General features: G+C 60.2%; 14 protein-coding genes. 1 reads left to right on the plus strand and 13 read right to left on the minus strand.

Translation table 11 applies throughout. The features are described from left to right. Nucleotides 1-8: 8 nt before the first annotated feature. The 13 genes from ACOZK4_RS16850 to ACOZK4_RS16910 all read right to left on the minus strand — a co-directional run bounded on the left by ACOZK4_RS16850 (nucleotide 9) and on the right by ACOZK4_RS16910 (nucleotide 13842). Complete coding sequence (locus ACOZK4_RS16850) at nucleotides 9-2429, minus strand: TonB-dependent receptor domain-containing protein (protein WP_421592883.1); 2421 nt, start codon at nucleotides 2427-2429, stop codon at nucleotides 9-11. A gap of 55 nt (nucleotides 2430-2484) precedes the next feature. Next, a complete protein-coding gene (locus ACOZK4_RS16855; protein ID WP_421592884.1) occupies nucleotides 2485-2913 on the minus strand; it encodes a hypothetical protein in 429 nt (142 codons plus the stop codon). A gap of 47 nt (nucleotides 2914-2960) precedes the next feature. After that, the gene (locus tag ACOZK4_RS16860) at nucleotides 2961-4112 is read right to left on the minus strand and encodes a mandelate racemase/muconate lactonizing enzyme family protein (protein WP_421592885.1); all 1152 of its coding nucleotides are present in this window, start codon (nucleotides 4110-4112) and stop codon (nucleotides 2961-2963) included. A gap of 53 nt (nucleotides 4113-4165) precedes the next feature. After that, complete coding sequence (locus ACOZK4_RS16865; RefSeq protein ID WP_421592886.1) at nucleotides 4166-4990, minus strand: carbon-nitrogen hydrolase family protein; 825 nt, start codon at nucleotides 4988-4990, stop codon at nucleotides 4166-4168. 30 nt (nucleotides 4991-5020) lie between these two features. Further along, complete coding sequence (locus ACOZK4_RS16870; protein WP_421592887.1) at nucleotides 5021-5716, minus strand: ABC transporter permease; 696 nt, start codon at nucleotides 5714-5716, stop codon at nucleotides 5021-5023. 158 nt (nucleotides 5717-5874) lie between these two features. Then, nucleotides 5875-6777 carry an ABC transporter permease gene (locus ACOZK4_RS16875; RefSeq protein WP_421592888.1) on the minus strand — a complete coding sequence of 301 codons (903 nt, stop codon included), beginning with the start codon at nucleotides 6775-6777 and terminating at the stop codon, nucleotides 5875-5877. 61 nt (nucleotides 6778-6838) lie between these two features. Further along, nucleotides 6839-8041 (minus strand): twin-arginine translocation signal domain-containing protein, encoded by a 1203-nt coding sequence (locus ACOZK4_RS16880; RefSeq protein ID WP_313523396.1) that lies wholly within the window; start codon nucleotides 8039-8041, stop codon nucleotides 6839-6841. Between the two features lie 53 nt (nucleotides 8042-8094). Then, the gene (locus ACOZK4_RS16885; RefSeq protein WP_421592889.1) at nucleotides 8095-9183 is read right to left on the minus strand and encodes an ABC transporter ATP-binding protein; all 1089 of its coding nucleotides are present in this window, start codon (nucleotides 9181-9183) and stop codon (nucleotides 8095-8097) included. 47 nt (nucleotides 9184-9230) lie between these two features. Then, nucleotides 9231-10700 (minus strand): TCP-1/cpn60 chaperonin family protein, encoded by a 1470-nt coding sequence (locus ACOZK4_RS16890; protein ID WP_421592890.1) that lies wholly within the window; start codon nucleotides 10698-10700, stop codon nucleotides 9231-9233. Between the two features lie 27 nt (nucleotides 10701-10727). Further along, a complete protein-coding gene (locus ACOZK4_RS16895; RefSeq protein ID WP_421592891.1) occupies nucleotides 10728-11486 on the minus strand; it encodes an SDR family NAD(P)-dependent oxidoreductase in 759 nt (252 codons plus the stop codon). 3 nt (nucleotides 11487-11489) lie between these two features. After that, nucleotides 11490-12419 (minus strand): NAD-dependent epimerase/dehydratase family protein, encoded by a 930-nt coding sequence (locus ACOZK4_RS16900; RefSeq protein ID WP_421592892.1) that lies wholly within the window; start codon nucleotides 12417-12419, stop codon nucleotides 11490-11492. A gap of 65 nt (nucleotides 12420-12484) precedes the next feature. After that, nucleotides 12485-13459, minus strand: coding sequence for a cyclase family protein (locus ACOZK4_RS16905; RefSeq protein WP_421592893.1), 975 nt, complete (start codon nucleotides 13457-13459; stop codon nucleotides 12485-12487). A gap of 65 nt (nucleotides 13460-13524) precedes the next feature. Continuing rightward, a complete protein-coding gene (locus ACOZK4_RS16910) occupies nucleotides 13525-13842 on the minus strand; it encodes a hypothetical protein (protein WP_421592922.1) in 318 nt (105 codons plus the stop codon). Between ACOZK4_RS16910 and ACOZK4_RS16915 the strand changes: the two genes are divergently transcribed. After that, a complete protein-coding gene (locus tag ACOZK4_RS16915; protein ID WP_421592921.1) occupies nucleotides 13747-14364 on the plus strand; it encodes a GntR family transcriptional regulator in 618 nt (205 codons plus the stop codon). The genes ACOZK4_RS16910 and ACOZK4_RS16915 overlap by 96 nt on opposite strands. The last annotated feature ends 4 nt before the right edge of the window (nucleotides 14365-14368 follow it).

The following is a 14368-nucleotide window of genomic DNA, read 5'->3' on the forward strand; positions in this document are numbered from 1 at the left end:
CAACCCGATCAGAACTTGGCGCGGACATTAAGCCCGAACGACCGCCGTGCGCCGGCCTGGCCGAAGGGTAAGGCGGCGTCCGGATCGACGATGGTGAAGTATTTCTCGTCCGTGAGATTTTCCGCGAAGGCGGTAATCTCCCAGTTGTCCTTCTTGAACCCGGCCTGCGCGTTCACGAGGAAACGAGAGTCGATTGCGTACATGCCCTTCGTGCCGAAGCGCGAATTGTAGTCCGTGGTGTATTTGGCATCCGCGCCGACATAGACGCCGTTCTCGAACTCATATCGGCCACCGAAACCGACGGTCCATTCCGGCGCTTCCGGGAATGATTTGCCGGCCTGATCGCCGAGGCCACCGTGATTCCATTCGAGGAATTTGGTATTCAGATAACCGATTGACGCAAATGCTGAAAATTGATCGGTGATCTGATAGGTCGGCTCGATTTCGAACCCCCAGGCGCGGGAGGATGCAGCGTTTTCCGTCACGCGGTAGCCGGGAATGTCCGAGCGTGGCCGTATTTCGACCTGTTGATCCGTATACTTCGTATAGAAGAGGTTGGCATTCAGCGTGAGACGATCATCCAGCAGCATACCCTTGTAGGACAGCTCGTAGCTCTGTGAGTATTCCGGATCGTAGGTATCGATCGTATAGACCGGTGCCCGGCTTCGGTTGACGTAAGAGCCGCCCGAGCGGAAACCCTGCGAATAGGTGACACCCACCTTATGATTGTCGCCGAACGCCTTCACCAGACCGACTTTCGGCACGAAGTTCACTTCGTTAAATGACGATGTGCCGTTCGGCGGTGACCAGACCGGGTCCATACCGTGGAGAACCATCGAGTTCAGTTCGGTGTTCTTTTCCTTGAGGTAGTCGAGGCGCCCGCCGACGGTCGCAAACCATGTGGGCGCGAACTCATAGGTCGCCTCGCCGAATACCGCGAGATTCGTGGTCCTGCGATTCTGGTCGTCATCAAGCTGATAGATCACGCCCGGCATGAAATCCGGATAGGGCTCCGCGATGAAACGCGATGCGCCATCGAAGACCTGATGGCTGCCGAAGACGCCGGCGACCCATTTCCAGCGGTCGGCCTCGTAATTGAGGCGCAGCTCCTGGGTGATGATGGAATCGTTGTCCGTACCCCAGATGCCCGTCACATAACCGGGCGTATCAGCATCGACGGAGCGCCGTTTGTTGATACCGTACTGGAATCCCGTCTGCGAGGTGAAGCGCAGCGCATCGGAAAAATCATGCATCAATTCGAGGCCGAGATTGTGGACCTCGGTCCAACGATACTCGGTATAGGTGTCAGGATTGTTGTTGAAATCGCCCCGCCCGTCGTAAAGCCCGACCAAGCGGTCGTTTGGACGGTCCTTAGAATAGGAATAGGTCGCGACTGCGCGCGTCTCCGGCATTTCGGACGGCGTGAACAGCACCTTGGCCCTGATGGTGCCGCTGATATCCGTGGTCAGATCGTCATAACCGGCATAGTGGCTGAAATTCGAGTAGCTGACATCGGAGCGGGACCGCTCGAATGCGCCGGCAATGCGCAGCGCAATCTGGTCCTCGGCCAGCGGGGTGTTCACGACGAATGCGCCGCCGACGAGATTGTTGCTGCCGACGGTGCTGGAAAGCTCCACCTCCTTGTCGAAGGTCGGGTCCTTCGATTTGATATAGACCGCACCCGACATGGCTGCACGGCCGGAAAGCGTCGACTGCGGGCCGCGATACACCTCGACTTGCTCGACGTCCCAGAGGTTTCGGGCGCCGAAGCGCGAGTTATAACGGGTCTGGAGGATGCCATCGACATAGAGCGAGCCGACCGGCGCACCGCCCGGAACGAAGCCTTCCGAGCTCATGCCGCGGATGACGAAGCCGGAATTGACCGTGGCGCTGTCCAGCACGTTGGCAAGACGGCGATAGGCGTCCTGCGTATGCCGGATCTGGCCGTTCTGGATTGCCCGGGCATCGACGATACCAACGCTTGCGGTCGTATCGTTGAGCGTCGTCGCCTCGCGTGCGCCGTAAAGCGTGATCGCTTCCAGCATGGTCGCACCCTCGCCGATCCCACCGGTCGTGGCGCCGGTTTCCGCCGGATCGACGCTTAGCGTCACATGATTGCTGCCGGCAAACCGTGCATCGACACCGGTGCCGGCCAGCACGACCTTCAGCGCCTGCTCGGGCGTCAGGCTGCCACGCGCACCCGCCGTCGATTTTCCGTTTGCCAGCGATGCGTCATAGAGGATCTGGAGGCCCGTCTGAGCGGCCAGGCTGTTGAGCGCCGGGGTAAGCGGACCGCTCGGCACAACGATGGACCGCGCCGCGGACTGCGATTGTGCCGGTGCCTGTGCAACGGCCGGCGCCGCAGTGCCGAACGCAAGAGCGGTAGTCCCGGCCAGGAGCATCGCCTTGGCGGAAAAACTCGTATTCATGAAAACCCCCAATCCATGCGGCGTTCAAGGCGCCGCAGTCCACCAATGGAGCGGATCACACCCACTCACTGGCTTTGACGATTGGGTTTTTCGATTTGGGACTCTTGTCCGCTCGATGTTTTTTGAAACCGTCAGTCCGGTTCGACGCAGGAGCCTGGTCAAGGCCGGCGCGCCCGGCACCTGGTGAAAACGACAGATCACCAGCAAGCCGGCAGGGAACTCCTGGCCCGCGGCAATGGTCACAAGCATCGAATAGCAAACCGCGCTCGCGATGCGTGAAGCCGACAACATCGAAAGACCATCCGACATCCACCAGCAGCGGGCTGAGAATGTCGAAGATCATGCCGATCCCGGACGGCACGATCATCATCAGTCCCGCCCAGCTCGCCATGACAGGCTGTGCCCAAAAACGCCAAATCCAGCCATAAAGAACAGCATTTGCACCAGGCAGCAGCCGAGCACCGCCGCCATCAGCAGGAAACATCCACCCCAGCCGAGCGTCTGCTCCCAGGAAATGAGTTTGCTGATATTTCAGCTAGACATAAAATGCTCAACAGTGAATTCATCCAGCGCCGCCCTATCAAACTGGAACCCCCAGCCCGCACGATCGGTGAGGATCAGTTGTCCATCTTTATAGACCTGACGCGTTTCTGGTGAGACAAGATGCTCGAAATTATAAATGTCCTTCTCAAGCAGGAAATGTTCGACCGCGATGCAGTTAGGTGTCGCCGCGGCGAGTTGTGCATGCGCGTTAGCATGCCAATGCGGTGCAATAGAGATGCCAAAGCTTTCGGCAGCACGCGTCACTCGGATCCATTCGCTCACGCCACCGAGAACACCCACATCCGGCTGCAGGATATCAGCTGATCGCGATTCGATGAGCCTTCGGAATTCGTGGCGCGTCTGGTGGATTTCACCGGTAGCCACCGGTGTCTCCAGCCTGCGTGCCAATTCCGCATGGCCGGCATAGTCATCGGGAGAAAGAGGCTCCTCGAACCACCAGAGACCTGCGTCCCCGGCTGCCTTCTCGAAAGCACGCGCGGCCAGAAGAGCCTCGTTGTAGTCGCGGTAAGCATTGTTTGCGTCGAGCGCCAGGCGGCCCTGCCCGTCCATGGCATCAATCGCCGCTCTCACGCGGTCGGCATCTTCCTTGATCGAGAGACCGCCGACCTTGATCTTGTGATCGGAAAAGCCATGCGCGATATTGAGGCGGATTTCGCGATGAACCGCCTCTGCCCACGGACCGTCGTCCGGGCGATAATAGCCGCCAGACGCATAGGCTGGTACCGGACGGACCGTGCCGCCAAGCATGACGGCAAGCGGCATGTTCCTGCGCTTTGCCGCGAGGTCCCACAACGCCATGTCGACCGCTGAAATTGCGCGTAGGACGATGCCTTGGCGGCCGGTCAGCAGCGTTTCCTGATACAGGCGGTCCCAAAGGCCCCAGATATCGTCGGCATCGGCACCGGCGAGCACCGGCGTGAGGAGATCGGCAACGACTTGCGCCGCGACCGCACCACCGCGCGTACCAGCATAGATATATCCGAAGCCCTTCGCTTCGCTGCCATCCGCGGCAATTTCCACGACGAGATAATCGCGCTTGTCGAGCAACCGTTTGGCGATACGGGTAGGCTTGGCAACCGGCACGCTGACGGCGCGCGCCTCGATCATCTTGATTTTCATCTTAAAATTCCCTCATTTCCAAAGGCACAGCGGGCGCGGCATAGCCGGGCAGCTCAATCGAGCCTGTACGTGGCCGGCCGGCGGTCCTTCCAGGGTGACAGTTCGAACTCGCCAGCCTTGAACGCGATCGTCTTGTTGCGAGCGCGGTCAACATCGGCGGCCGCCACCAAGATGCCATCATCTGTTCCCGCGTTGACGATGACATTGCCGAGCGGGTCGATGATCTGGCTCTTGCCGAGGAAATCGGCATCGCCTTCGCTGTCCGCGCGGTTGGCGACGAGGAAGAAGACGAAATTCTCGGCGGCGCGTACGCGCGTGAAGTAGTCGGCGAGAAGGACGGACTGAACCGGCCAGTTCGTCGGCAATGCGATGAAATCGGCGCCCGCCAGCGCCAACGTCCGCGAGATCTCCGGGAAGCGAATCTCATAGCATATCGCCACGCCGACCTTGCCCACTGCTGTGTCGAAAACCGAAACGTCGATGCCTTCAGGCTCATCCACGAAGCGATCTGCGCCTAGGAAAGGCAGGTGACGCTTTCGGTGGATGCCGGTCACGCCATTGGGACCGATGACCGCTGCGACGTTATACAGCTTCGGCCCAACCCGCTCCAGGAACCCGACGACGACTTCCAGCGAATGCTCCGCGCAGAGCAGACGCACCTGTTCGAGCTCCAGCCCGCCCTGCTCGATGGCGCTTGCATAGGCGTCGTCGCGGCTCTCGAACATGTATCCGGAGAGATAGCATTCCGGGAAGACCAGAAGCTTGGCCCCTTTTTCGGTGGCCTGCTTCATCCAACCGCCCATGGCGGCGAGATTGTGGGCGACATCACCCAGAACGGCGGGCACTTGGGCGACGGCCACATATGCGCTCTCAGTCATCGAATTTCCTTTCAATGTTCCAAGTGGTGGTCAGGACTTCGGGCGAGCGAAGAGGAAGATGAAAATCGCTGCCATCGTTGGAAGTGTGACCAGCAGAATGAGGGTGGAGAGGGAAAAGACGATCGGTACCTGCGACTGCTGGGCCGATGCCATCGCCCAATTGTAGATCGGCATCGTGGTTTCCGTTCCGCGCAGGAAAGTCGAACGCAGCAATTCGTTGAAGGACAAGAGGAAACTGAAGATGCCGGCACCGGAAATGCCCGGCATCAGAAGCGGCAGTTCGATATCCATGAAGCGGCGGAAGGGCTTGGCACCGAGATCTTCGGCTGCCTGTATCAGTCGCCGGTCGAAGCGTAGCATGACGATCAGGATGAGAAGCAGCGCGAATGGAAACGCCCACACCATGTGCGCGATGAACAGCGACCAAAACCCGAGCCGCAGGTCCAGAACCGTGCGCAACAGCACGAAGAGCGCCGCGCCGATCGTCAGCCCTGGAACGAAAAGCGGCAACACCGCCATCATGACGACCGGCCCCGGCCGCGCCAGCGCGACGATCGACCGTGCCACGAAGGTCCCACAAATCATGCAGGCAACCGAAACCGCCGTACCGAGCAGGACGCTGTTGAGGAACGGCGCATGCCAGTTGGTATTGGCAAACAGCAGTTCGTAGTGATTGAAGGTCAGCGGATAGGGCCGGCCCGAAAGCGGCTCGGCGCTAATGGACATGATCCCCAGCCAGACAACTGGAATGTATATAAGCGCAAGGGCGAAGAAGCCGCACAGCCTTGCAATGGGGCTCCACGCTTTGGCAGAGTTGCCTCGCCTTGAAAACCTTATGCCGGAGGCGGCTTGGTCATGGACGATTGCTGACATGGACGTGCCCCTCAATGACCGTGGTTCTGGAAAATGGATGCCGTGTTCATCCTGCCTTTGAGGCTGAGCGTCAGGACGGATAGCAACAGGACAAGAATGACGATGACGATGGTAGAGAGGGCCGCCGCAACCGGATAATTCAGGTTGGAAAGCGCACTCTGGATGGACTGGCCAAGCAGATTGACCTGCCCGCCGCCAAGCAATTGCGGCTCTACCCAGGCGGCCATCAGGGGGACGACGGTAAATATGGCGCCGCCGATGATGCCGGGCATTGCGAGCGGCAGAATGATGTTTAAGAGCGTCTGCCGGGCGCTGGCGCCCAGGTCTGCGCTCGCCTTGATGAGATCGTCATCGATCAACGAGATGGTCAAAAAGATCGGGAATACCGCGGAGGGAAAGTAGCTGCCGATCATGCCGAAATGCACGGCAAAGCCCGAATAGAGCAGCCAGGTGATCGGCTGGTCGATCAGGCCTGCATTCATCAGCAATGTGTTGATCACGCCATTCGTGCCGAGGATCGAGCGCCAGACGATGATGCGCGAGGATGAGTCCAGAAAGAAGGGTATCGTCAGAAGCGTGATGATCAGCGCCCTCACCCGGTCGGACCGGCAGCCCTTGGCGAGCCAGAGCGCGAAGGGGAAGGCAAGCAGAAGCTCTATGATCGTCACCGTCACGGCGAACTGAAGCGTGCGTGCGACCACGGTCCAGCGTCCGGATTCGAAAAGACCGGTCCAGGTCGCGAGCGTCGGCTCGAAGACCATCTGATATTGCTTGATGGAGAAGAAGCTGAACACGGAAATGATTAGCAACGGTACGAGAACTATGCCGACCCAGCCGCTCAGAAAGACCAGCGTGAACCAGCCCGTGGCCGTTTTTGGCAGCGCCAGTTTCCTTTGATTCGAAAACATCGTCATTCCGTCCCTCTCCTTTCTGCCGATCCCGCCGGGCAACCGGCGGGATCGTCTTTTGACCGTATCAAGCACTGAGGAAGCGCTGCCATTCCTGTTCCATCACGTCGGCATTCTCAGCCGTCGGCTTGCTCCAGAAGGCGTTGGGGTTGGACATCTTGCGCTCGATCTTCTTGTCGGTCGCCTGAAGCGCGTCGATCTGCGCCTGATCCCAGCCGGCCTGCTTGGCATACTCGACGCCAAGATCCATGTTCGGGCCGGCATAGCCACGGTCCCGTGCCTGGATGGCGCGGAACTCGCCGCCGAGGAAATAGTTGAGCACCTTGTAGATGGCGTCCTTATTGCCTCGCTCGATCGCCTGAGCCGGAACATAGGCGCCGTGTCCCCACTTTTTGCCGCCTTCGACGGCAAAAGCGTAGATTGGTGCCTTCTCGCCCATCGTCTTCTCCGCCTCCTTGACCGCCGGCTCCCAGCACTCGAGCACGTCGACTTCGCGATTCTGGATCAGCTGCACCTGCTCCTCGAAGGAGTTATGGAACGTGCGGAATTGTCCCGCCCGCTTGCGCTCGATGGCATAATCGACGACCGCCTTGGCTTCCTCGGGCGTCAGGTTGGCCGGATCGCCGATCTGGAGACGCCCGTTGATCTTCAGGAAGTTGGCCATGCAGGCCATGGCTTGCGACAGGACGCGGTCGAGCGCCACGCGGCCACGGGTGCGGTCGTCTTCGTAGAGCACCGCATAGGGAATTTCGTCCTCACCGTTCGGATTGGCGCCGATAACCTCCGGGAAATAGGCGAAGGTATCGCAGTTGCCAAGGATCGGCGCACCGTAGACCTTGCCGTCAAACATTGAGATGTCGGATTTCTTCCAGAAATCGGGTGTACGGTCCCAGAGGTTCAGTTCCGGGTCGGTGGTGTCGATCTCAGCGTAAAAACCGTTGGGGCCGAGAATGTTCTGCGTCCCGTTGTCAAAGATGAGGATGTCATGCGTCTCGCCGATATTGTTGGCCATGACGTCGCGCATAAAGACGCCGATATCGGCATCGGTGCCCGTGAATTCGAGCTTGACGCCGGTTGCCTTGGTCAGGAGCGAGGGATCGCCCATCTGCGCCGTCGTAACGCCGTAAGCCTTCAGAAGGACTTCGTCCTGCGCAAACGCAGCCGATTTGAAGACGCCACCCGCTGCGATCGCCACACCGACGGCTGCCGTGGATTTCAGGAACGAACGGCGACTAATGTCTCCGCCGGTATGCTGCTGATGAACTGACATGCTGCTCTCCTTTTTTGGTTATCGTGAAGCGTGAAGCGATGTTGCGGGCCGGATCACGGATCCATGACCGTGCAGGCAGACTTCGCCCAGCCGATCTTCCGGACACCGCCGGGCGGCTGTTCGGAATCCCACAGTCGGGCACGGGCCGGACCGATGGGCGTTTCGAATGCGATATCGAGATATTTGCCCTTGTAGACCGAGTTCTGGATTGTTGCGTCCAGCACGTTTTCCAGTCCATCCTGCGGGTCGAGCCTGACCCTCTCGGCCCGAACGCCGAGAACAGCCTTCTGGCCGGCAACGGGCGCCGACGTTCCCGACCATTGTCCCGTGAGTAGCTGACCGCTGACAGACAACGAAACCGCCGAGCCTTCGATCGCGGTGATCACGCCTTCGAAAACATTGTCCACGCCCATGAAACGGGCAGTAAAGCCGCTGTTAGGCCGGTCGAACAGGTCGGTCGGCGCGCCCTCCTGGGCGATCCGGCCATTGCGCATCAACAGGATGCGGTCGCTCATCGTCAACGCCTCTTCCTGGCTGTGCGTGATGTAGACGAAAGTGATGCCGAGATTGCGCTGGATAGCGATCAGCTCTTCCTGCATGTCCACGCGAAGTTTCTCGTCCAGCGCGCCAAGCGGTTCGTCGAGCAGCAGAATGGCCGGCTTGGTGATGAAGGCGCGGGCGAGAGCGATGCGCTGGCGCTCGCCGCCGCTTAGCTGCGTGATCCGGCGTTCCGACTTATGGGCCAGGCGCACCATTTCAAGCGCGTCCATCGCCTGCTTCTTGCGGGCATCCCGCGAGATTCCACGCACCTTCAAACCGTATTCGACATTTTCGCGAACCGACATGTGGGGAAACAGGGCATAGTGCTGGAACACGGTGGTGCAGTTGCGATCGGATGCGCCAAGTGCACGCACGTCCTGGCCACCGATGCGTAACGCCTCCGCCTCGGAAGGCTGCTCCAGCCCCGAGATGATCTTGAGCAGTGTCGTCTTCCCGGAACCACTTTCGCCGAGGATCGTCAGGAACTCACCCTCGCCGGCCACCACCGACACGTTATCCAGGGCCTTGACGCTGCCGTAGTAGAGCGTCGCGCCGAGCACCTCGAGCATATTCGATCGCGGGGAACGCAACATCTCGGCCATGGTATCTTCCTTTGACATCAGATTGCCTTCTTGATTTTGCCCGCTTGTCAGTTCGCAAGCCGACGCGGGTGCGTGATCGCCACATTCGTACTCACGAGGGATGCCGCAGTTGCCGCGGCGCGGCGCACCACGTCGATCACCAGATTGCAGGGGTCACGCGGCGAGACTGTCGCGTCAGTGGCGCCATTGACCGAAAGCGCGCGGAACGGTGCCTCGAACGCTCGCCCTGTGATACTTCCATTTCCAAGTGCGCGGCCTGCATCCCGCAGCGCTAGACCACCGCCGGCGATGCTGCCGGACTGGCGGGCAGCCCTTATTGCCTGCACGGCCCGTTGTGCCGACCCAATGCGCAATGCCCTTTCCGGCTCCGTACGCCCACCGAGCGAAAGCGTCACGATACCGGAGAAGAACAGGGCGAGGCGCTTCTCATGTCGCTCACGATCGAGCGAGAGGTAACGCGAGCGGGCGATATCGCCGCGGATTTGCGCCTTGCGAAAGTCCAGTTCAGGCAAACCGCCTGCGCCCCCATAGAAGCGGCTTTCCTTCGCCGTCAGTTCCACTTTTTTCGCGCGACCAATCAGCTCGGGCCGGACGGTCCGTAGCGAATATCCCCCTTCGTCGCCGAAGAGCGTCGCGCCTGTCGCAGCCGCGATATCGCCGAGATGAAAACGTCTCCAGTCGCCCTCTCCCGGCGCGCGCATGGCTGCTATTTTCGCTCCGGTCCTTCGAACCAGCGAGCCAAGTCTTTCTTTCGCGTCCTCCGAGAAGGACGTCGCGACGAAAAGCAACGGCTGATCCATGCGAACGAAGACGTCCAGCATGGGCCCGATCTCGTCGATCGACTGAACGGCTCCGTCGAATGCCACCACATAGGTATTTTCAAGGACGATCCTATCCGCGCCGGAAGCGGCAAAGCTCGGGCTCAACCAGCCACCATCAAAAGCGAGGCCTTGAACAACCTCGAGCGCATCGCTTTCGGCTGCCGGCACGACATCGACGTAACCTTGCGGCCCGGCGCGCAGCGCTGCCTCGAAAAGAAGCGGCGACAGATCAGGACCGCCCGCTGCGGTTTCTATGACACGGCGAAGATCGTCATCCTCCATCACGGGCGTCGCGGATCGGGTCAGTGCCGCAACCACCTCGTCAATCTCAGCGTCGAGCGCCTCCGCAAGGGCGCGCCGCTCACACCCTCTCGTCTCCGCCCGGTCGAGCGACTGCAGCAACGCCGCCGCGAGGCAAACCACGGTTGCCGTGCCATCGCCCCACCGGTCGCTCACCTCCCAGGCGACATTGCGCATCGCCTGCGCACCGATCTGCTCAACCGGACAGACAAGTTCGACATGAAGCGCCACATCATAACCACTGGAGCCGACAAGCGGTCCGGCCGGAGCCCTTTCGATGAGCACGGTTCGTGCGGCCGGTCCCAGCGTCAACTCGACAAGCCGGGCGACCTGCGTGGCGCCCCGCACGATCCTGCGTCTGGCATCATCGGCAAAATGCAAGCGCGTGGTAACCATGATCGCCTCGCTCCGGAAGCCCGTTGGCTAAAGCATCACGTCGCCGCCATTCGGCGACAGCGTTTGGCCGACGAAGTAGGAGCCCGCTTTCGAGGCAAGGAGCAGCGCCGTCGGTGCAATTTCCTCCACCGTGCCAAAACGGCGGATCGGAAGTTCCGCGTGTTTCATCGCCCGCCAGTCTTCCGTCATGCCGGCAAGCTGCGCGGTTTCGATCGGCCCGGGCGCGATCGCGTTGACAGTCACACCAAACGGAGCGCCGTCATAGGCGAGCGCCCGAGTGAACCCGACGACACCACCTTTGGACGCGCAGTAATGCGCCATGGCAGGAGCACCCTTATAGGCCAGCTGCGAGGCGAAATTGATGATGCGGCCGTGGCCACGCTCGACCATCTGCTGGAAAAACGCCTGGGTAACGATGAAGGTGCCGCGCAGGTTGACGTCGATCATGCGATCGAAATCTGCGACCTCGACCTCGGCAAACGGCCGGTCGCCGCTGATGCCGGCAGAATTGACGACGATATCGACATGGCCGAGTTTCTCAATGGCAAAATCGCGAAGCCTTTCAACGTCGGCAGCGTCGCCGACGTCGCATTCGATGAAATCAACGGCATGTCCCGCGCTCTTCAGACCATCGGCCAGTCGCTCGGCCTCGGCCCCGTCACGGTAATGGCAGAATGCGACACGCGCACCGGCTTCGAGAAAGAGCTTCACGATGCCGGCTCCGATCCCGCGGCTGCCGCCGGTCACCAGGGCCGCGCGCCCCTCCAGGCTGAAAACATCCAGCATCGCTCAAACTCCTTTAGAATTGCCGTTTTCACGGTTGATTGAAGCGACGAAGCGGCGAATTCCCTGCTCCAGGGAGACGGAAGGCCGATATCCCAATTCTTCCGTTGCCGCCGAAATGTCGAATTCGTGCTGGGCGTCGTCACCCGGATCGCGCCCATCGCCCAGAGATATCTGCGCCTGCGGCAGGATCTGTCGAACGAGAGCTGCCGTCTCTCCCAGCGTCTGATAATTTGCGCCCGTCAGGTTGAAGACGCGCGTCGAGAGCTCTTTCGTATCGAGGCCTGCAATCAAGCCGTCCGCGGCATCATCCGCGTGAATATACTGGCGGTAGAAATCGCTTCCCCACGGCAGTTCTGTCGCCTTGCCAGACAGGGCGTCCCGCAGCATCCGTCCGAGAAGACAGGGCGTGCTCCGGTTGGGGCCATACACCCAGGAAAGACGGAACGATGCGGCATCCACACCATGCTCGCGCGCAAATGCCGTCACAAGCGCTTCGGCTGCAAGCTTGGTAGCGCCGTAGACCGTGGAGGGCGCTAGATGCACATCCTCCTTTACCGGCCCCTTCGCCGTCGAGCCGTAAACGCTGACGGACGAACAGTTGATGAAACGGCGCACCCTGGAAATCCGGGCCAGTTCCAGCACATTTGCCGTTCCCATGACATTGACCGCAACGAGGTCATAGGGGTTGTCGCGCGCGACCATCGGGCCGGAATAGGCGCCACAATGGATGACCGAATCCAGATCGGCGCCTTCGGCCAACGCGTAAAGTCGATGGATATCCTTGAGATCGCAGGCGATGACATTGCCGAAGGGAAGAAGGGCCGAATTCCTGTCGATGGCGATGACGCGGTCGCCGCGCGTGACGAGCTTTTCAGCCACCGCCTGCCCGACCAGTCCGGCTGCGCCTGTGATAAAATGGGTTCTTGCCACCATGTCATACTCCGCCGTCGGCACGCATGACACCATGCGCACCCTCGTGAAAGCCGTGAGGAAAAAGCTTACTTCTTGAGCCGCATCGCCACCGGACGCATCGGCGCGCCGGTTGCCCCGCGCAGCTTGATGCAGGCACCGAAGAAGGCGAATTCATACACGCCGTCTTCCGCAAGCTCTTCCAGGTTCACGATCTCAAGGATCGGAACGCCGGCCTCAGCCAGAAGATAGGTATGCACAACCTGCCAGTTTTCCGCATCCGCCGACGGCGCCTGCTCGAGGCAATGATTGTCGGCGCCGATGATGATCGCTCCGGCCTTGGCCAGGAACTCTGCGCCTTCGCGATTGAGGCCCGGAGGGTTCGGTAGGTAGGTCGATCGATCCGGCCAGAGCCGCATGCGACCCGTGCGGATCAGAACGACATCGCCGACCATCAGCTTGGTGCCCTGATGCTTCAGACATCCGCGCAGGTCTGCCTCGCCGATACCGTAGCTTGGCGGAAGCACGTCCACGCCATGAAGGGCGGCAACGTCGAGCATGATGCCGCGCGCGATGATCGGCGGATGCTTGTCCGCGCCGGCCTTGCGCCAGGCACGGCTGCCTAGGTGCTCGTCGACGGAGAAACCATTGAAGATCTTGCCGTCGTAACCAAAGTGATTGAAGGCGTCGATGTGCGTTCCCGTATGGGTGTACATCGAGATCGCATCGCCGGAATAGGATACCAGGTCATTAGCCGCCGGGCCGACATTCATGATGTCGTCGACCTTTTCACCGCGCGGCGTATGCGTCATCCATATCTGATAGGGCTGATCCTCGGCACCGAACCATCCCGGCATGCCGATGAAATTATCGACCGACAGGTCGTACATTCGTGTCGGATCCGCACGGTCCATGATCGCCTTGCGGGTCTCGCCAGTGACGAGATTGAGCATGCCGATCTCGTCATCGGCACCAAAGGGACTGGCCGTCGCCTTGCGGAACGCCGCACCATGGGCTGCGATCTTGTCCTTAATCGCTTCCGTGACCAGACATTCGGAGCACATGGCACACCCTCGCTTTTTCGAGTTCCCGCGGCATTTTCCAAGCCTGAAGCCGGATTGCCGTTTGCTTATGACGCCATCGATAGCACCAACGATATTTCGGCGTCAACAAAATAAACAACATTTTTGTCGACAATCTTGTCGCCTGTATGTATGGTCAATTTCAGATAAGGATGAATGCGGCTTTGGACAGGGGAGGAAACATGAGGGTCCAGAAAGACATGAAGGAACTGCCGTCCGGCGAATCCGAGGCGAAAGCCGTACGCCAGGACCCTGTCGCTGCGGTCGTGATGGCTCTTGAGGAAGATATCGTTCTCGGCCGGCTTCATCCGCGCGAACGCCTCATCGAGGAAGAGCTTGCCGAACGGTTTTCCGTCTCGCGCCATTCCCTGCGACTCGCGCTGGCGGAGCTCGACAAAATGGGCCTGATCGAGCGCTTTCCGAACCGTGGCGCGATGATCCGGGCGTTTTCGGCTTCCGACGTCGAGCAGCTTTATGCGGTTCGCGAACTGCTGGAATCCACCGCTGCTGCGCAGATCGTGTTTCCAGTCGAGGAAACACATATCAATGAACTCAAGGCCATCCAAGCACACCACGATGCGGCAGTCGACACGGACGACCTAGTCGGCGTCTTCCGACACAATCACGAATTCCATCGCAAGCTTTTCGGGCTTTGCCGCAACCACTATCTCGCCAGCGCGATCGAAACCTACTCGCAGCGTGCCCACGGAATCCGCTTTCTCGTGCTTGCCGACAAAGCCGAGCGTGACAAGGCTCGCAAGGAACATCACCAGATGATCGCCGCGCTGGAGCGCGGGGATGGCGACGCGCTGGTGGCATTGTGCCGGCAACATCTTCCGGCGTCGAAAATGGCCTATCTGCGAGCCTTCGGAAAGATCGTCGGCTAGCCCG

The organism is Shinella sp. M27, assembly GCF_049199905.1.
GTDB lineage: Bacteria > Pseudomonadota > Alphaproteobacteria > Rhizobiales > Rhizobiaceae > Shinella.